The sequence below is a fragment of the Chryseobacterium mucoviscidosis genome (genome assembly GCF_002177115.1).
Taxonomy (GTDB): Bacteria; Bacteroidota; Bacteroidia; order Flavobacteriales; family Weeksellaceae; genus Chryseobacterium; species Chryseobacterium mucoviscidosis.
Window position 1 is genome coordinate 275,841 of record NZ_MVAG01000128.1, and the last position, 18,578, is coordinate 294,418.

At 36.2% G+C, this 18,578-nt stretch carries 13 protein-coding genes; 2 read left to right on the forward strand and 11 right to left on the reverse strand.

The window, feature by feature from the left end; genetic code table 11:
• Nucleotides 1–213 precede the first annotated feature (213 nt).
• Together B0E34_RS15960 and B0E34_RS15965 are read left to right on the forward strand one after the other, a co-directional pair.
• Nucleotides 214–1,128, forward strand: a complete 915-nt coding sequence (locus tag B0E34_RS15960) for a helix-turn-helix domain-containing protein (RefSeq protein ID WP_087711050.1) — start codon at nt 214–216, stop codon at nt 1,126–1,128.
• 97 nt (nt 1,129–1,225) lie between these two features.
• A complete protein-coding gene (locus tag B0E34_RS15965) occupies nt 1,226–2,290 on the forward strand; it encodes an adenylate/guanylate cyclase domain-containing protein (RefSeq protein ID WP_087711052.1) in 1,065 nt (354 codons plus the stop codon).
• A gap of 73 nt (nt 2,291–2,363) precedes the next feature.
• Here B0E34_RS15965 and gldG read toward each other — a convergent pair whose 3' ends face one another.
• From gldG to B0E34_RS16020, 11 genes are all read right to left on the reverse strand, one after another.
• Nucleotides 2,364–4,034, reverse strand: coding sequence for a gliding motility-associated ABC transporter substrate-binding protein GldG (gldG, locus tag B0E34_RS15970; RefSeq protein WP_087711054.1), 1,671 nt, complete (start codon nt 4,032–4,034; stop codon nt 2,364–2,366).
• A 4-nt stretch (nt 4,035–4,038) separates the two neighbouring features.
• Entirely contained in the window at nt 4,039–4,767 is a 729-nt protein-coding gene (locus tag B0E34_RS15975; RefSeq protein WP_087711056.1) for an ABC transporter permease, read from the reverse strand.
• 115 nt (nt 4,768–4,882) lie between these two features.
• On the reverse strand, nt 4,883–5,431 hold the full coding sequence (locus B0E34_RS15980) for a CopD family protein (protein ID WP_087711058.1): 549 nt from the start codon (nt 5,429–5,431) through the stop codon (nt 4,883–4,885).
• 9 nt (nt 5,432–5,440) lie between these two features.
• Nucleotides 5,441–5,923, reverse strand: a complete 483-nt coding sequence (locus B0E34_RS15985) for a hypothetical protein (protein ID WP_123956658.1) — start codon at nt 5,921–5,923, stop codon at nt 5,441–5,443.
• Between the two features lie 177 nt (nt 5,924–6,100).
• Nucleotides 6,101–7,297 (reverse strand): glycine C-acetyltransferase, encoded by a 1,197-nt coding sequence (gene kbl / locus B0E34_RS15990; protein WP_059136536.1) that lies wholly within the window; start codon nt 7,295–7,297, stop codon nt 6,101–6,103.
• Nucleotides 7,298–7,384: 87 nt separating this feature from the next.
• On the reverse strand, nt 7,385–9,307 hold the full coding sequence (locus B0E34_RS15995; RefSeq protein WP_087711062.1) for a M1 family metallopeptidase: 1,923 nt from the start codon (nt 9,305–9,307) through the stop codon (nt 7,385–7,387).
• An 87-nt stretch (nt 9,308–9,394) separates the two neighbouring features.
• On the reverse strand, nt 9,395–10,867 hold the full coding sequence (gene dacB / locus B0E34_RS16000) for a D-alanyl-D-alanine carboxypeptidase/D-alanyl-D-alanine endopeptidase (protein ID WP_087711064.1): 1,473 nt from the start codon (nt 10,865–10,867) through the stop codon (nt 9,395–9,397).
• Nucleotides 10,868–11,026: 159 nt separating this feature from the next.
• Nucleotides 11,027–13,474 (reverse strand): replication restart helicase PriA, encoded by a 2,448-nt coding sequence (priA, locus tag B0E34_RS16005; protein ID WP_087711066.1) that lies wholly within the window; start codon nt 13,472–13,474, stop codon nt 11,027–11,029.
• A gap of 1,042 nt (nt 13,475–14,516) precedes the next feature.
• Complete coding sequence (locus tag B0E34_RS16010; RefSeq protein WP_087711068.1) at nt 14,517–15,431, reverse strand: AEC family transporter; 915 nt, start codon at nt 15,429–15,431, stop codon at nt 14,517–14,519.
• Between the two features lie 199 nt (nt 15,432–15,630).
• The gene (locus B0E34_RS16015) at nt 15,631–18,111 is read right to left on the reverse strand and encodes a beta-mannosidase (protein ID WP_087711070.1); all 2,481 of its coding nucleotides are present in this window, start codon (nt 18,109–18,111) and stop codon (nt 15,631–15,633) included.
• Entirely contained in the window at nt 18,111–18,488 is a 378-nt protein-coding gene (locus B0E34_RS16020) for a GxxExxY protein (protein ID WP_087711072.1), read from the reverse strand. The genes B0E34_RS16015 and B0E34_RS16020 overlap by 1 nt, the downstream gene beginning before the upstream one ends.
• Between the last annotated feature and the right edge of the window lie 90 nt (nt 18,489–18,578).

Consider the following 18,578-nt stretch of genomic DNA (forward strand, 5'->3'; position numbering starts at 1 on the left):
AAATTTAATCCGTTAAAAAATTTCCACTGTTTGAGCGCGGGTACTTTTTTGAACCGAAACATCTATAGTAATCCGCGCGAGTTTTGGGAATTTTAGGATTAAATTTAAATTTTTAGTGAAAGGTTCCAAGTCTTGAATTTTTGGTTTTTTTGTTTCAAGACAAAAGAACATGTATTTCATAAAAAAACACTAAAAACAATTAACTTCGTTATTATGAAAGAGACCTTCCGTTTTCATTCGATCTCCGATTTTCATGCTTTCTGTAATCTGCCGAGTCCGGATCATCCGCTGATCAGCTTGATTGATTACAGCAAGGTTCGCTATCCCGTAAATGATACGGAACTGAAATGGACCCAGAATTTTTATTCGGTGGGGCTGAAAAGGAATGTAAACGCGAAGTTTAATTATGGGCAGCAGGAATATGATTTTGATTCAGGCGTGCTGTGTTTTGTTTCGCCGATGCAGTTTCTAAGAATTGAGATGAAGCCAGATGTTGAGTTTGAACCGACCGGATATCTTTTGCTGATTCATCCTGATTTTCTTTGGGGAACCTCGCTCATCAAAAAAATGAAATCCTACGAATTTTTCAGTTATCAGATCAATGAAGCGCTTTTTCTATCGGATAAGGAAGAAAAAATTATTGTGGATCTGTTTAAAAATATTGAAAAGGAGTATCAGACAAATATTGATAAATTCACGCAGGAGCTTATTGTTGCGCAACTGGAATTATTTTTAATCTATTCTGAACGTTTTTACGAAAGACAGTTTTTCACCAGAAAAAAATCGAGTCACGAATTGCTGGATAAATTTGAGGAAGTTCTTTCGCAGTATTTCAACAGCGGAAATCTTCTCGAAAATGGTATTCCTTCTGTGAAAACCATTGCTGAACAACTGAATATTTCACCCAATTATCTGGGAAGTTTATTACGTATTCATACGCAGCAGAACACGCAGCAACACATACAGAATAAGCTGATTGCTCTCGCAAAGGAACGTCTGAGTACAACGAATTTATCGGTAAGTGAAATTGCGTATGAACTGGGTTTTGAGCATCCGCAGTCGTTTAGTAAGTTATTTAAGCAGAAGACGAATCAGTCTCCGGGGGAGTTTAGGAGGTTGTTTAATTAGAATATAAGGGAATCTTTACGGTTTTCCTTTTTTATGTTATATATAGTTTTGCGATTATTTTTGATATATTTAGAAAAACTAATAATATAAATTCATTATGAGCAAAGAAAAAAAAAATCTTCCAGATGATCAAAAAAATTTGAATAATATTTTAAAGCCTATAGAAATAGAACGTGAAAAAAGCACTAACGTATATGTGGATCCAGAATTGATAAAAACGAGAGGATTAAGAACTTATGCTAATTTATTTAAAAATGACAATCTGAGAAGTCTTGATGAGATGTTATATAAAAATAATAGTTGGTTAGATGAAGATAGTAGTTTAAAAAGAATAGAGCTCGAATCCGAAATCAGTACCTTAAAAGCTCAATTAAGAGAATCATATAATGAATTAAAAAAAGCTAATTCAGATAAAGATAAAAAGATTGAGGAGTTTAAGTTACTAGAGGAAAATCTTAAATCAAAAGAAAAAATTAGCCATATCATTCCTAGAATTTGTGAAGAAGCAAGAGAATTGTTATTATCTGATGATAATTTCAAAAATTTATTTAAAGATGGTGAAAGTTGCGAGGCAGTTGTGGTTTCGATTGATATAAGACGTTCCACAGAACTTATGTTAAAAGCTAGAAGACCTGAATTATTTTCTAAATTCATTACTGAACTTAGTCAAAAGTTAAGTGAAATCATATTAATAAATTTTGGTATTTTTGATAAATTCACAGGAGATGGTATTCTTGCATTTTTTCCAAAATTTTATAGTGGAGAACAAGCTGTAGTTTATGCTTTGAAAGCAGCACAAGAATGTCATAAAATATTTAAAGAACATTATGAAAACTCAAGAGAATGTTTTAATGTCTTTATTAAAGATGTCGGTCTAGGAATTGGAATAGATTATGGTAATGTAACACTTGTAAACACAAGAAATGAGTTGACTGTTGTTGGCATTCCTGTTGTTTACGCATGTAGAATGGGCGGAGCAAAAGCTGGTCAGACTTTATTGAATCAACCTGCAAAAGAAGAAATTCATAGATTATGTGAGAATTATATCAAAGTTACGGATTCGGAAATTAATATCAAAAATGAAGGTAATGCTTTGGCATATATGATAGAATTACATGAATCTTTTCAGACAGAAAAACCCGATTGGTTAAAAATTCAATAAATATTGACTAACAATTAAAAATTCTAAAAAGAAACAAAAAAGAGAAGCAAAAACTTCTCTTTTTCTATATCATTTATCCAAACCTCTTCTTTCTCAGCCAGAAGAACAACCCTCCCAAAATACCGATAATCACTAAAGGAAGCAGCAAATTAAACCATTGCCAGTTGTTTTTCTCTTCCGTAATTCTCTGTCGGTCAAGAAGCCTTTCTTCGATGTTTCGGTTTCTGAGATCCATAAGATTGCTGTCGTCCAGAAGATAATCTAATGCATTTCTCAGGAACTGTTCGTTTCCAAACTGTTCGTTGGTAAGCAGATCTACGCCTAAAGGAAGCGGTTCGCCTTTCAGAACTTTATTTCTTCCTACGTCTCCGTCGGCGATCACGATCATTTTATTTTCAGGGCTCGAACTTTTGAAATTCGGGTAGGATTTTCTTTCGATTCTGGAAGCATATGCAGAATTGAATTTCCCTTCCAGAGATACTGCATAAATCTTTGGTGTGCTTGGTTTCTCCATTTGTCCGAGACTGTCGACACTGGAAATTTCTTTGAGATCCACATAATTTGGAACCTGCTTTAATAAAGTTCTTTCACTGGATTCAAAAAGAACGTTCGTTTTGATGTTTTTTCTTCCGCCCAGTGTATCGATGGAAGTCGGGAACTCAAACTTTACAGGATTGATATTTTTCGTAATCGGATTGTTGCTTTCTGCGATTCCCAAAGGAAAATATGGCCACGGAAGACTGGTGTACTGTGGATTTCCGCTCACTTCTCCCGTTACTAATCGCAACAGCGCAAACTTCTTCACATCTTTTACCAAAGCCGGATTGATCCTGATTCCATAGTTGAAGAAAAAGTCAGTCATGTTAATGTCTACAGGAAAAGGCATTACCTTTTGAGACCTCATTAGTGTATCCATTTCCGCATTTACGGCATCAATCATCCACAAAGTTTTTCCGCCGTTCATGATGTATTGGTCAAGAATTACTTTTTCACCGTCTGTGAAAGCTTTTCTTGGTTTTGCGATCACCAAAGCGTTCATTTGTTTTAAGGTCGGAATATCTGCGATGGTAAGTTCGGTCTGATTTTTAGGAATAATAGGACCTGCATCATAACTTTCCGTTGCCAGTTGCATGAACCCCTGAAATTCTCTTGGATTCAGCTCATCCTGATTTACCAGAATCCCGATTTTCTTTCTTTTGTGCGCCGCAATATTTTTAATGTTTGAAACCAGATTGTATTCTAAATTTTCAATGGATTTCGTAAGCTGCTGATCGGCATCAATTCCAGTCTGCTGAACTACCAAAGGAATGGAAACTCCCCTCTTATCATATTTTACTACTGCATAAGGAAACAGCATGATCTGAGAAACTTTGCCGTCTTTGATGTCTGGAAGCATGGAAGGCTGCATTCCCATCGCCATCAGAGTATCTTTAGACATTTTGGTTTTAATCGGATCGATGAATTTAAAATCGATCTTCGGATTAATTTTTCTGAATTCTTCCAGCATAAATTTCGTTTCGCTTTGAAGCTGCTTGAAACTTGCCGGAAAGTCTCCTTCCAGATAAACATCGACTACTAAAGGTTTATTTACCGATTCCAGAACCTTAACGGTATTATCGGAAAGCGTATATCTTTTTTCTTTGGTTAAATCCAACCTTATTCCTGAAATGGCAAGAATAACCACCAATGGCAACACCACGAAAAGTAAAATTCCTAACGGAGATTTGAACTGTATCTTCTTCATTATTCTACTTCTTTTTATTAATGAAATGATTGGACAAAACTAATGTAACACCGATGATTAAAGCAAAATAAGCCACATCCTTAAAATCAATAAGCCCTCTTGTAAAGCCTAAGAAATGTTGGTAAAAGCCAACATTTTGCAAAATAAAATCTGCGCCTCCCAACAATTTGTAACTTGCCAGTTGCTCGATCCCGAAATACATGATGAAACACATGAAAACGCCCAACAGATAAGCCATAATCTGGTTTTGGGAAAGCGAAGACGCCAAAATTCCCACTCCGGAAAATGCTGCAATTAAAATAATTAAGCCGATGTAACTTCCGAACGTCATTCCCAGATCTACATTTCCGGCAGGAACGCCCAAAACATATACTGTATAAAGGTAAATTAACGATGGAATCAGGCATAAAATTCCAACAATCCAAACTGAAAGAAATTTTCCGAAAACCAGATCTGAAACTTTCAGCGGTTGGGAAAACAGCCAGTTTAAGGTTCCGGTCTGCTGCTCTTCCGCAAAAGTTTTCATGGAAAGTGCGGGAATAATAAACATCAGTAACCACGGAACCAGAACGAAATAACTTTGCAGTGAAGCCATTCCGATCTCAAAAATGTTGGAGTCGTTGTCGAAAAAAAACAGAAACAGCGTCGCGATCAGACTGAAAGCCGCGATGATTACCCACGCGCTCCAGTTTCCGAAGTAGCTCCAAAGTTCTTTTTTTAAAATTGCAATCATAGTTTTATTGTCAAATGTTGATTGTTTTTAGTTGATTGTTGATTGTTTTTAGCTGACTTTTTTTGATGTAAAAATCTATTCAGCAACTATAAACACACAACCATCAACCGAATCATTACTTTTTCTTATTCTTATTTACCAGTTTCACCGTCATCATGATTAAAAATACCAGAACGAAAAATCCGGCGATTAATTGCCACCAGTATTCAATAACCTGAGCTTTTAAAATCACGGTGAAAACAACAAGGAACAAAATGAAAGTAGCGATTTCATTTGCCTGTCTCAGTTTTATATTGGCGGTTTCAAGTGTACTTACGTTGAGTTCCTTCAGTTTTAAAACTTTTTTCCAGCACCAGTAATGGTAAACCGCTAAACCGATCAGGAAGGTAAGTTTTAAATGAAACCATGGCATTTTCATCAATCCGAGATTCAGGAAAATCATCGTAAGTCCGCAAACCGTCATAATTACTCCGGCAGGAACGGTGATGATGTTCCAGAGCCTTCGGGCCATAAACGTATATTGTTCTCTGAGGATTTTCTTCTTTTCTTCCGCAAATTCATCGGTATCTTTATAGTACACAAAAATTCTTACGAGATAAAAAATTCCCGCAAAATAGCTTACCATGAAGATAATATGAAGCGCTTTTATTATGGTGTAAAGCATGTATTAATTCTATTTTTTAACAGCAACAATCTTACTAAATGTATCCAGTTTCTTTAAATATTCAAAAAAATTATCTTTTGCATTATTAATCCTAACCCGATGTGATAAAACAATTAAAATATAAATGATAACCATGGCGGTAGTCCATAAATAATATGCTTGTAGAAAAAATGCAATCGCAAATCCCAAGAAAATCACGATTTCAAATATGCTTCCAAAAATGGAAAAAACATCTGAATATACAGTCAATTCGATACTTTCCGGTTTATTTTCTTTTCCAACAAACCTCCCTTTAAAGTAAGGAGACATTTTATCCTGAAAAAACTTAACATCAAAACTATTGTCAGACACCTTTCCCGCGAAACGCTTGTTCCAATCAAAGAATTTCTTATATAAATTTTTATCTATATCATCTAAAATTTCCGCTTTTGGTTTTGAAAATTCAATTATATACTTGGATTTAAAAAACATTTCATTAAAAATAATGCGCAAAGATAAGTTTTTATATAATTTTTAAAAATAAATTCTTTTTGATTCGGAAATATAATTTTATAAAAGATGCTTCGACAGGCTCAGCATGACAATCCTAATACTAACAGCTTTTATTTGCGGTTATTTTGTAGCGTTGTCGCACTGAACTTGTGGAAGCATTACATTTAATAGTATTAATTAAGAAATTACGCCTAATTCTTTTCCAACTTTTTCAAACGCAGCAATTGCTTTATCCAGATGTTCTCTTGTATGTGCCGCAGAAAGCTGAACTCTGATTCTCGCTTTTCCTTTCGGAACGACCGGATAGAAGAACCCGATGACATAAATTCCTTCGTCCATTAACTTTTCAGCCATTTTCTGAGCCAAGGGCGCATCATAAAGCATTACAGGAACAATGGCAGCATCACCATCCGGAATATCGAAACCTTTAGATTTCATTTCCGCTCTGAAATATTCTGCATTTTCCATTACTTTATCGCGAAGAGAGGTATCTTCAGAAATCATGTCCAAAACCTTCAAAGCTGCTCCCACGATTCCCGGAGCCAAAGAGTTTGAAAACAAATACGGTCTTGAACGCTGTCTAAGCATATCAATGATCTCTTTTTTACCGGAAGTAAATCCGCCTAAAGCACCGCCCAAAGCTTTTCCAAGCGTGGAAGTAATGATGTCTACTCTACCCATCACTTCGTTGGCTTCGTGCGTTCCGCGACCTGTTTTTCCGATGAAACCTGTTGCGTGAGAATCATCTACCATTACCAAAGCATCGTATTTATCGGCAAGATCACAAACTCCTTTCAGATCTGCAACAATTCCGTCCATTGAGAAAACGCCGTCTGTAACAATGATTTTAAAACGGTGATTTTTTTCGGAAGCTGCAATTAACTGAGCTTCCAGATCTTCCATATTGTTGTTTTTGTAACGGTATCTCGCTGCTTTACACAAACGAACACCATCGATGATGGAAGCGTGGTTCAGTTCATCTGAAATAATCGCGTCCTCTTCCGTAAATAAAGGTTCAAAAACTCCTCCGTTCGCATCAAAACAGGCAGCATACAAAATGGTATCTTCAAGACCTAAAAAGTCTGCAATTTTCTGCTCCAGTTGTTTATGGATATCCTGAGTTCCGCAGATAAAACGAACCGAAGACATTCCGTAACCGTGAGATTCTATCATTTCCTGTGAAGCTTTCATCACTTCAGGATGGTTGGATAATCCCAGATAATTGTTCGCACAGAAGTTCAGCAGCTTTTTTCCGTTGGCTTCTATTTCGGCACTCTGCTGAGAAGTGATGATTCTTTCTCTTTTGTAAAGTCCGTCGTTTTCAATATTCTGAAGTTCGTTCTGTAAATTTTCAAGATACTTTTTAGAGATCATTTCTAATAATTTTTAAGATGCGCTAATTTAATAAAAAAAGCCGTTTCACCATGATGAAACAGCTTTGTTATTTATTGCCTTATATTTTTACTTCTTTAAAAACTTCACGTTCTTATCGTTAATTTTAAAAATATATGTTCCCGGAACCAATTCTGAAATATTGATTGATTTCTCGGGCTGATAAACTCCTTGCCTTACCAATTTACCGTCTGTGAAATAAATCGTAAAATCTGTAGGTTTAGTAATGCCTTTTAAGTTCAGTTCATTTTTAGCAGGATTCGGATATAAAGCAAATTCTTCTTTAACTAAATCTGCAGTTCCCAATGTGTTATCCTGAGTTACCGTAGAATTTCTGTCCAGAATCTGATATTCATAATTAAATTCTACACTTGCCACCGGAAATGTTACCGACTGCGTAAAATATTGGTTGTTGGTCGTATTATTCAACGCAAAATAAGCAACCTGCCCTCCTGTTCCGTTTACTTTGATCGGTAAAGGCATTTCGAAGAAACTTACCGTTGAACTGCTTTGCGTCTGAGATGCTCTGAAAGTAACGGTATTTCCTACCTGCTTCCAACGGATATCATACGTAGGATAACCCTGTCCGTAAATCCAGTCGTTGAAGAATTCTGTAAAATCTTTTCCGGTAGACGTTAATAAAGACGCATTCAGATCCTGAGTTCTTACATAGTTATAAGCCAAATTCGGTCTGGAATGGTAATCCTGAATTGCCTGATAAAAGACAGCATCTCCCAAAATCCATTTCAGCATTCTCAGCACATACGCTCCTTTTGAATAAGACAGTCTGCTGCTGAAAATAGTTCCTACACTGGTAAGATTGGCATCAGCAACATATACACTTCCTGTTGGCGAACCTGTAACAAAGTTTTTCTGAGTCAGCAGATAATTTAAAAAATCTGTGCTCGTCATCAGCAATTTTTCATTCGCCACATGTTCTCCAAAAGTGGCAAAACCTTCATTCAGCCAGATGTCGTTCCACGCACCGCAGGTTACTTTGTCGCCAAACCACTGGTGAGCCAACTCATGGGCAATGAGACTTCTGCTCCATCCCGCCATGGAAGACATGGTCTGATGTTCCATTCCGCCACCCGCCTGAAATTCCATGTGTCCGTATTTTTCATTTCTGAAAGGATAAGGTCCGAAGTAGGTTTCAAAAGTATTCATCACCGTTTTTGTCCAGTTGATGTTATTCATACTTGTCGTATTCGTAGACGTTGCCGGAAAGATATAATTAATGAACGGAAAAGGAGGATTTCCCATTGTATCCGTTAATTTTACGAAATTGGTGATGGAAAGAGCGATAAGATATGCTGCAGTCGGATACTGCGTTCTCCAGAACGTCAGTTTCTGACCATTCCCTAAAATAGTTTCAGACATGGGCTTTCCGTTGGAAGCAACGCTGTATTGTGAAGGGGTGGTTACTTTTATATCTACTCTTTCGATTTTGTCGTTCAGACTCTGTTTTGTAGGAAACCAGTCCTGCGCTCCGTAAGGTTCATTTAAAGTAGATAAAACCGCAGTTCCGCCCTGTGTTCCGTTAAAAAAAGCGTTGTTGGTTGTTGAAGGCGCTCCTGAATACGTAACTGTTAAAGAATCCAGAACATTTGCCGCAAGAGCAGACTGAAAGTTGATTTTCAGTTCTTTGGTAGACAACTGTTGAAAAGTAAGCGGCGTTCCGTGATACTGCACTCCCGAAACTGTCATCTGATTATCCAGATCAAAATAAATAGAGCTTACACTCTGATTGGGTTTAAAATGAGAAGTTACGGAACCCGAAACATTATACACCGCCGGATTAATAGTAAGATCCAGCCTCTGATACTGGAGATCGTAATTCAGGGTATTCGGGTTGACATTTCCGACTGCCATTTTGTGAGCGAAAGATTTCATTTCTTTCGCCATCATCGCTTTTCTTTCGACATTATCGTTTTGAGCACTTATTTGCTGAAAAGTAAGCATACCCAAAACTAAAAAGTAAAACTTTTTCATATTCAATTTAAAAAATATATCAAAGATATAAAAAAACCTTCCAATCGATGATTAAAAGGTTTTATTATTCGTTAAATTTTAACAATTCTATAAATCTAAAGCAGGTTCAAGAATTTTTTCCATTCTTTTCTTTACCATGTCTACAGATCCTGCGTAGTTGTTCACCATTAAAGAGAAAACCAGCGTTTTTCCTGTATTCGTTTTCAGGTATCCTGCTAATGTTTTTACTTTATTCAGCGTTCCTGTTTTTGCAAAAACCTGTCCGTTTCCAAGACCGTTGAACATTCTTTTCAACGTTCCGGACTGTCCTCCAATCGGCAATGAATTTAAATACGTTTTATAATATTTTTCATCCATTAAAGAGGTTAAGAATTTTGCCTGAGCAATCGGCGTTACGTTATTGCTTCTCGAAAGTCCGCTTCCGTCGATATAATTTAAACCAAGCATATCAAAACCCTCATTTTTAAGATGTTCCGTTACTACTTTTCTTCCGGATTCTGTCGTCTGATCTCCAAGACTCTGGAAACCAACTGTTTTTAATAACGCTTCAGCCAAACCGTTATCGCTGTGCTGATTGGTATAATAAATAATGTCCGCTAAAGTAGGAGATTTATACACGGAAACGAGTTTTCTTGCTTCAGGATTGGCATCCGTCATTTTCGGAGTCACTTTTCCGGTTACAGAAATTCCGCTTTTTACAAGGGTCGTTTTGAAAGAGTTTGCAAGAAAAACAGGTGCATCAGGTAATTTTGTCGTTAAAATTCCGTCGCCTTCGTATTTGTCTGCATACACCATCTGGTTGTTGTACGGAGAAACATAGAAAAACTTTTTATCGGTTGAAAAGTTGTTTCCTTTCTTTACAATCAGTTTTTCATTGGCAGGATTGATCTCTTTCGTTGTACCAACCGGCAAATAGTAATTATTGTTTTCCAACCATACAACATTTTCCGGAAGCTTCGAAATATTGCCTTTGAAAAGCGCTGTCTGGATAATAATATCCCCATTTACCTTTTTGATTCCCTCACGAGAAAGTCCTTCTTTGAAATCTGTAATAATGTCTCTGTAAGCCCAAGCTCCGCCTTTATTGGTTCCTAAAGAAGGGTCTCCGCTTCCGACGATGTAAAGATTTCCGTTTAACACTCCGTTTTCGTCCACTGTTCCTGAATATTCTAATTGGGTATTCCAACGATAACTTTCGCCCAGCATGTTCATAGCTGTTTCGGTAGTTAATAATTTCGTTGTGGAAGCAGGAACCAAAGGAGTATTTTCGTTATACGAAGAAATTACTTTCTTCGTTTTCGGATCGTACACTACGAATCCCCAAGTTGCATTTTTCAGCACAGGATCGGTCATCATAGTGTTTACATTAATGTCCACAAGTTCTTTCGGCGACAAAATAGTTTTTTCCACCATGGAAGTGATGGGAGAAGGTAAGTTTAAACTGCTCTTCTGATTGTCGTAAGCCGGAGAATACAGAACTGTAGAAACGGCAGACTGTGCAAGAAAAAATCCTGAAGCCAGCACCGCAACACCTGAAATATACTTTCTGAAATTTACCATCTATTTTACTTTTGCTATAGTTTGGATGGTTTAAAAATCAACGGGTTAAATTGAAATGCAAAACACCAAACATATAATCAACGATCAAATGTAGAAAATATTGTTGTATGGCAGTTCAGTAGACTATTATAAAAAGAGTATAAAGTTTGTTAAAAATTGTTAAAAATCTACAAAAACGTCTTTTCTGATGCTGTGGTACGCAGTAATTTCATCGAATTCTTTCAGACTTGCTAAAACCCTTTTTTTATACTCTTCATACTTTTTACCTTTGGGAAGTTTTAGCATGATCTGGAACTGATAGAGATTGTTAAGTCGCGCAATCTGAGCTTTTTCCGGACCCAAAACACAATCTTCGGGAAGATATTTTCTAAGGATGGATCCTAAAAACTGGGAAGCGCGGTTGGCTTTATCCTCTCTCCTGTGCTTCAGTTCTATCATAATAAGCTTTGTAAAAGGCGGATAATGGAATTTTTGGCGTTCCGTTAAAATATATTTGTAAATTTTTGCCGGGCTATTCATTTTAATTAACTGAAAAACAGAATGATCCGGATTAAAAGTCTGTATTAAAACTTTTCCTTTTCCGGAAACTCTTCCCGCTCTTCCGGAAACCTGAGTAATGAGTTGATAAGCTCTTTCTTCTGCTCTGAAATCCTGAACATATAATAAGGAATCCGCTTTCGGAATGGCAACCAGCTCGATGTGATCAAAATCCAGACCTTTTGAGATCATCTGTGTCCCGACAACGATATCGGTCTCCCGATCTTCAATTTTTTCGTATAATTTTTCGTAGGCAAATTTCTTTCTCATGGAATCCACATCCATTCGGTCCACTTCATGATCGGGAAATAGTTTGGAAACTTCTTCATGGATCTGCTCTACTCCTACTCCTCTTTCGTTCAGGTTTTCAGAATGACATTTCGGGCAAACTTTGGGTTTTGAGGCTCTCTGTCCGCAGTAATGGCATTTCATTTCATTAGCAGCTTTATGATACGTCATCACCACATCGCAGTTGGAACAGTAGTTTACGTAACCGCAGGTTTCGCATTCCACAACATTGGCGTAACCGCGGCGGTTATGAAGAACAATTGCCTGATTTTTTTCTTCCACCACTTTTTTAATCTCGTCAATCAACTGCAAAGAAAAATTCCCGGATACTTTTTTGGACTCCTGAGCTTCTTTGAAATTAATGAGTTCATACTCAGGAAGATTGACATTCCCAAAGCGTTCTTCCAGAAAAACATATTTCATTTTATCTTTTCTGGCGTTGTAATAGCTTTCCACAGAAGGTGTTGCAGAGCCTAAAATGACTTTTGCCCCATAAAAATTCCCAAAAACCAGCGCAGCATCTTTTGCATTGAAATAAGGAGAAACTTCTCTCGGACGGTACGCAGAATCGTGTTCTTCATCCACAATAACCAATCCCACATTCTGAAAAGGTAAAAACAGAGAATTCCGTGTTCCGATTAAAACTTTAATATCATTCTGCCTGATTCTTCTCCAGACTTCCACCCTCTCAAAATCCGTAAGTTTCTGATGGTAAAATCCCAACTGCCGACCGTATTTTTTTTCCAGTCTTTGGGTAATCTGTTTAGTTAAAGAAATTTCGGGAAGTAAAAACAGCACATTTTTTCCTTCGCTGATGCATTCTTCGATCTTTTCTAAATAAATATGTGTTTTTCCGGAAGAAGTTACTCCGTGAAGCAGAACATTTTTTCCTTCTTCAAAGGCTTCATCCACTTCATTTTTCGCTTCTTTCTGGGCTTCCGAAAGTTCTTCGATCTCTTCTATTTCACCTTCATAGCTTTCGATACGGTCTTTCTGCATATAATATTCTTCGATCAGATTTTTATCTGCCAAAGCCTTAAAGTGCGAACTTCCGAAATATCCATCTTCAAAAAGCTCTGATTTTTTGATGGGCAAATCAGGATTTTCGGTCTGCTTTTCTAAAATATGGAGGAAAAGATCTTTCTGCTTTTGCGCTCTTTTTAAGGATAAAAGTATTTCCGTAAGATTTTGCCGCTGTAAAACCTCATCATTGATTTTTACGTACGCAATTTCTTTAGCTCTGTATTTTTCGGCAATTTTTTCGTCGATTTCAATGTACTGCAAATCGATTAAAGAATTGACAGTTTTAATAATATCTTTCTTGGGAATAAATGCCTCAATATCAGTCAGATTAATCAATTGCCTTACTTCCAAAGCCTGAATGAGATACATTTCGTTAACATCGAGGTTCTCAAAGTCAACTTTTACATTCGGTTTCAGTTTAAGGTAGGTTTCACTTTCAAGTTTCAAAGACGAAGGAAATGCAAAACGGTAAATTTCTCCCAAACCGCACAAGTAATAGTCGGAAAGCCAGTTCCAGAATTTAATCTGCTCCTGCGGAACAATCGGCTGATCGTCGAGAAGACTGATGACTTCTTTTGCTACGAAAGTTTCTGGCGCATTGTTGTGAAGTTCAAAAATAATTCCCGTATAGATTTTTTTGCCGCCAAAAGGAACCAAAACCCTCATTCCTGTCTGAATTCCTGTTTGCAGTTCTTCGGGAACTTTATAGGTGAAAGATCCTTTTAGGTTTAACGGTAAAACAATCTGGGCGTAATTCAAGGGAAAGATTTAAAGTGTAAAATTAATTTTTTCTTTTGTGAACTGCAATTTTTTTGATGGTGTGTTTTTATGGGATACTTTTAAACGCTATGACCGCTAAGATTTTCTTTAAATGATTATGTATATTTTTTCGTTCGCAAAGGCGTTTGACTCAGCAAATGATATGAAATATTTAAAGCTTATTATCAAAAGGAGTTTTGATTCTTTGGGAGCAGAATCTGTGTGGAAATAAGAATAAATCTATCCATCAATCCGTAGGATTGATATCTGTAAATACGATAAATTGTCTAAAGATAGCGTTCCTACGGAACGCTGAATATTTCCCGAATATGATGTCTACACAGATAAAACTCTATTGAGTTTTCTGCTATTTTACTTAAATAAACCTGAGTTCGGGATAAGAAATAAATTTAGATAATTGATTTATAGCATTATATTAATTTATCGCAAAGAAAAACAAAAGATTTTTCTACTTATTGAAAGTTTGCAAGCTAAACAAAGGCACTTCGTTTATTTAAAAAAGACAAAAATGGTATTACTTTGAGAAGTTTTACGACTTTGTATATCTTAAAAGCTAAATTCCTGATAATTGAATCTCATTGTTTACCCTTGCGGTTAAGAAGACTTATCCCGATCAGGTCAAATAAACATCATTTTTTTCGTTCTGAAAGAATCTAAACCATACAAAATTTTTAAAATTTATCTGTTCAATTGGAGATTATTTTCGTCGTGTTGTTCGTTGATATGAGTTTTATTTAGCCCGGATTGCAACGGCATCCTTTTGGGTTGCGGGCGGAGCATAAACCGGAGGTTTACGAACGTAGTTCAGGAGCCCGTAACCCAAAAGATACAGTGGAAAGCCGGAAAAAGCTCCAAAAAAATGTTGAAGCGTTTGAGGGTTTGAGGGTTTGAGAAAGTTAAGCTTTAGTTCAATGTAAAGATTTCTAATCAAAATTGATTTTAACCGAAATTCAGCATATGTTTTGGCTAAATTGCTACTTATTTTTTTGTACAGTTTTTACATTAAAAACAATAGTTGCCATTATCCACCAAAGAAGTAATCGATAATGTAAAACCAGACTGCAGAAGTGAAAAACGCTGCAATAATACTGAAACCGATCGTTAAATTGGTAAGTTTTGTATTTAATCGGTACTGCTCCGCAATAATGCTTGAGGTAACGACTGTAGGCATTGCCGATTCGAAGATGGTAATTCTGGCGATATTTCCTTTTATTCCGAGTAAAAGTGCTAATCCGAGCGTTATTGCCGGAGCCAGAATAAGTTTGTAAAACATGGAAACCGACATTTGGGGAATCAGTTTTTTCCAGCCATTGAATTTCAGTTGTAATCCGACTGAAAATAAAGCCAACGGACTAACTGTAGCTGCCAGTTTATCGAAAAAAGGTTCTGCAGGAGTGAAATCGACGAATTGAGACAAAACCAATGCAGCGATACAGCCAATTAATGGCGGAAATGTAACCAATCTTTTCAGAATAAATGCTGCGCTGATCTTTCCGGATTTGCTTCCGCCTTTTAAAGCGGCAATAATGCCTAACGTTGAAAGTGCAAAAAACATGGTCTGATCACAGATAATGGCAATACTCAGTAAACTTTCTCCGTAAAAAGCCGAAATGAGCGGAAAACCGATAAACGAAGTATTGCTGTAGCCGCTTACGAGTTCCAGAGTGCTTCGGGAACGCCGTGAATAGCCTTTGCTTCTGCTGTAAAACATCATAAAGAAAAAGCAGAAAACTGCCGTAAGAAAAGTCGCCAACACCGGAAACAGCATTTCTGCCGACCAGTGAACTTTCGGTAAATATTTGAATGAAACAGCCGGAAGTGCAAGATAAAGAATCCATGTGTTGATTCCTTTATGCGCATCGGGATGGATGGATTTTGTTGCCTTGAAAACCATTCCCGCAATAATACACACTGCAATCAGAACAAAATTTACCATAGTTTTGAATTATTGTGCAAATTTACGGTTGATTTCTTTTTAATCGCTTATTTCCCATTATCAAAAAACTTTATTTTTGTCATTCTGACGAAGGAAGAATCTATTGCATTGGCTACAAAGTATTTTTAATTACGATTCTGAACTCCGTTTGTAAACTTTCTGTATATATTCAGAATAGCAGCTTTATATAAATCTAATATCAATTCATCGTATCAAATAAGCTCATCACCTCTATTTTCTCCAATGCTTTTGAAAGGGTAATTCTTTTGGATGTTTTTGGAAGCAAATCGAAAAAATTATCGCTGAAATGGGTATCTCCTATCAGATAAACGTCTTTTGCCAAAACATCTGTGGAAATTTCAATTTCAGTGGCAGATATTTTCCTGATTTTGAGGTTGGGTTTTGTTAACTTTAAATCTTTTGGCTTTGCAAAGAAATAGTTGCTTTCGGCAATTATTTTTTCACCTCTTCCTCTTAAAATTACATTTAAAAACAGTTCATTTTTATCAGCCTCACCGACTAGTTCATTGATAGATGAAGAATCAAACTTTACAGCTCCTTCCCTATTCTGTTTCGGGGTTGAAACTGCAGCAAGAATATTCTCACCTTTAAAATTATTAACTTCAAACTCTAAGCTTACGTCTTTAATTGTATCAGATCCGTCATTAATTCCGTAAAAATTTAGAATTCCCTCCTTTTCTTCCACTAAAATCACCTGATTTTCAAAGCTCCTTTTCACCTGATAATGCAATGCTTTCCAGTTTCCTAAATAATCTATGGAAGACCATGAAACGACAGGCCAACAATCGTTGAGTTGCCAGTATAAAGTTCCCATATTATAAGGTTTTGCTCTGCGGTGTGCTTCAATGGCAATCTGCATTCCGCGAGCCTGAAGCAATTGCGAAACATAATTATACTTCACAAAATCTGTCGGAACTTTATAATCACGCTTCATGTAATTTTCAATAATTTCCCAGCCTCTGGAATGTTTTTCATGAGCTTTGATGGTAGCATTTTGTAAACTTAAATCAGGATTTCCTGAAAACATGGATTTTGTGGTTTCCAACGTCGGCATTCCCTGAAAACCATATTCCGAAGCAAAACGCGGAACTTTTTCATTGTAAATTTCAAACGGCTGTTCTCCCCACCAAACGCCCCAATAATGAGAATCGCCTTCCGTAAGGCTTTCCTTATGTCCCCATCCGATGGACGGTGAGCTTTCCCAATAGATTAGCTTATCGGAAGACGCATATTTCTGAATGGAATTGGGAATTACTTCGTGAAAAATTTTCTTGTAATCTTTCCAAACCTGCAAAGAATCTTCCTTTGAATATTTAAATTGTTTCTGATACCCCCAATTGACAATCGCTTCATCGATTTCATTGTTTCCGCACCACAACGCCAATGACGGATGATTTTGAAGCCGTTCCACCTGATCTTTCACTTCCATTTCTACATTTTTCTGAAAGTTTTCATCGGACGGATAAAAGCTTCCTGCAAACATAAAATCCTGCCAAACCAGAATTCCATTTTCGTCGCAGGCTTTGTAGAATTCGTCATCTTCATAAATTCCACCGCCCCAAACGCGAATCATATTCATATTCGCATCTTTGCAGTCTTTGATGAGTTTTTGGTATTTTTCTTTGATCATTCTCGGAGAAAAGCTGTCGCCGGGAATCCAGTTCGTTCCTTTTGCATACATTGGTTTTCCGTTCACCTTGAAATAAAACGATTTTCCTTTTGCATCTTTTTCCTGAATTAATTCCATTGTTCTCAGTCCGATTCTTTCAGATTTTTCAGCAATCATTTTTGAATCTTTTTGCAAAGAAACTTTGATATCGTATAAGTTCGGATCGCCCCAACCGTTGGGTTGCCATAATTTCGGATTTTGAATCTGATAAGGAATTGAAATTAAATTCAATCCGGATTTTAAAGAAATATTTTGAGATTTTCCGTTAATTGAAAAACTGTATTTCCCTTCTTCTGTAGCGAAAATTTCAGCATGAATATTTAAATCTGCTTTTTGCTTTGTTAAAATTTTTTGTTCGATTTTTACATTATTAAGTCTTGCAGCATTCCAGAAATTCAACTTAACGTCTTTCCAGATTCCTGCTGTCACCAGTCTCGGTCCCCAATCCCAACCGAACTGATACTGCGCTTTTCTCACAAAACTTCTCGGAGATTCCGGCATGGTGAAAGGAACTTTTTGGGCTAGTTCTTTTCCAACATTTACCGCAGATCTGAATTTTACCTGTAAAATATTTTCACCTTTTTTTAAACTTTGTTTAACCGGAATTGTCCATTTTCTGAACATATTATCTGTTGATTGAATTAATTTCCCATTTAAATAAATCTCGGAAAACGTATCCAATCCATTAAAAATCAATTCAATATTTTGATTTTCTAAATCTTTTGAAGAAATGTTAAATGAAGTCTGATAATCCCAGTCTTCATTTTCTATCCATTGTACTTTTTTTTCATTTTCATCTTTATAAGGATCGGGAATGATCTTGTTATTCATCAAATCCAAATGAACAGTTCCCGGAACAGAAGCAGTTAACCAATTATTCTCTTTGGAATTTTTGAATTTCCATTTTTCAGAGGATAAATTGCGCTCAGAGAATTGTGCGTTGGTCAAGATTTGTAAGAAAAGGAAAGTAAAAAGTAAAATTTTGTTCATTATAATTTATTTACAATTCTATGAATTCCATCTTTAATAAGTGGTGTATTGAAGTTAATAAGAAGTCCAAGTTTTATGTTTGCCAATTTTAAATAAGTTAATAACTGGGCATTAAAAACAGGATGTATTTCCAGTACAGATTTTACTTCAACGATTACTTTGTCTTCGATAAGCAAATCAATTTTGTAAGCATTTTCAATATTCATTTCTTTATATTGTAAGGGCAGATAAATTTGCCGTTTCACATTGAATCCTGACCTTTTCAATTCATATGCTAAAGCTGATTCGTAGGTACTTTCTAATAAACCAACTCCAAGATTTTTGTGTACTTCGATTGCTGATCCTATTATTTTATAGGATAATTCATTTTCTAACATTTGATATTGTGTTTTTGTTTTTTACGCAAAGATTTAATTTTAGTAATTATTAAATTTTAAGTGGGCAAAGAAGAATCAATTAAAAATTGA

Bases quoted from the DNA above. Each gene is read 5' to 3' on its own strand.
- B0E34_RS15960 (WP_087711050.1), top strand. From the start codon at position 214: ATGAAAGAGACCTTCCGTTTTCATTCGATCTCCGATTTTCATGCTTTC.
- B0E34_RS15965 (WP_087711052.1), top strand. From the start codon at position 1,226: ATGAGCAAAGAAAAAAAAAATCTTCCAGATGATCAAAAAAATTTGAAT.
- gldG (WP_087711054.1), bottom strand. From the start codon at position 4,034: ATGAAGAAGATACAGTTCAAATCTCCGTTAGGAATTTTACTTTTCGTG.
- B0E34_RS15975 (WP_087711056.1), bottom strand. From the start codon at position 4,767: ATGATTGCAATTTTAAAAAAAGAACTTTGGAGCTACTTCGGAAACTGG.
- B0E34_RS15980 (WP_087711058.1), bottom strand. From the start codon at position 5,431: ATGCTTTACACCATAATAAAAGCGCTTCATATTATCTTCATGGTAAGC.
- kbl (WP_059136536.1), bottom strand. From the start codon at position 7,297: ATGATCTCTAAAAAGTATCTTGAAAATTTACAGAACGAACTTCAGAAT.
- B0E34_RS15995 (WP_087711062.1), bottom strand. From the start codon at position 9,307: ATGAAAAAGTTTTACTTTTTAGTTTTGGGTATGCTTACTTTTCAGCAA.
- dacB (WP_087711064.1), bottom strand. From the start codon at position 10,867: ATGGTAAATTTCAGAAAGTATATTTCAGGTGTTGCGGTGCTGGCTTCA.
- B0E34_RS16010 (WP_087711068.1), bottom strand. From the start codon at position 15,431: ATGGTAAATTTTGTTCTGATTGCAGTGTGTATTATTGCGGGAATGGTT.
- B0E34_RS16015 (WP_087711070.1), bottom strand. From the start codon at position 18,111: ATGAACAAAATTTTACTTTTTACTTTCCTTTTCTTACAAATCTTGACC.
- B0E34_RS16020 (WP_087711072.1), bottom strand. From the start codon at position 18,488: ATGTTAGAAAATGAATTATCCTATAAAATAATAGGATCAGCAATCGAA.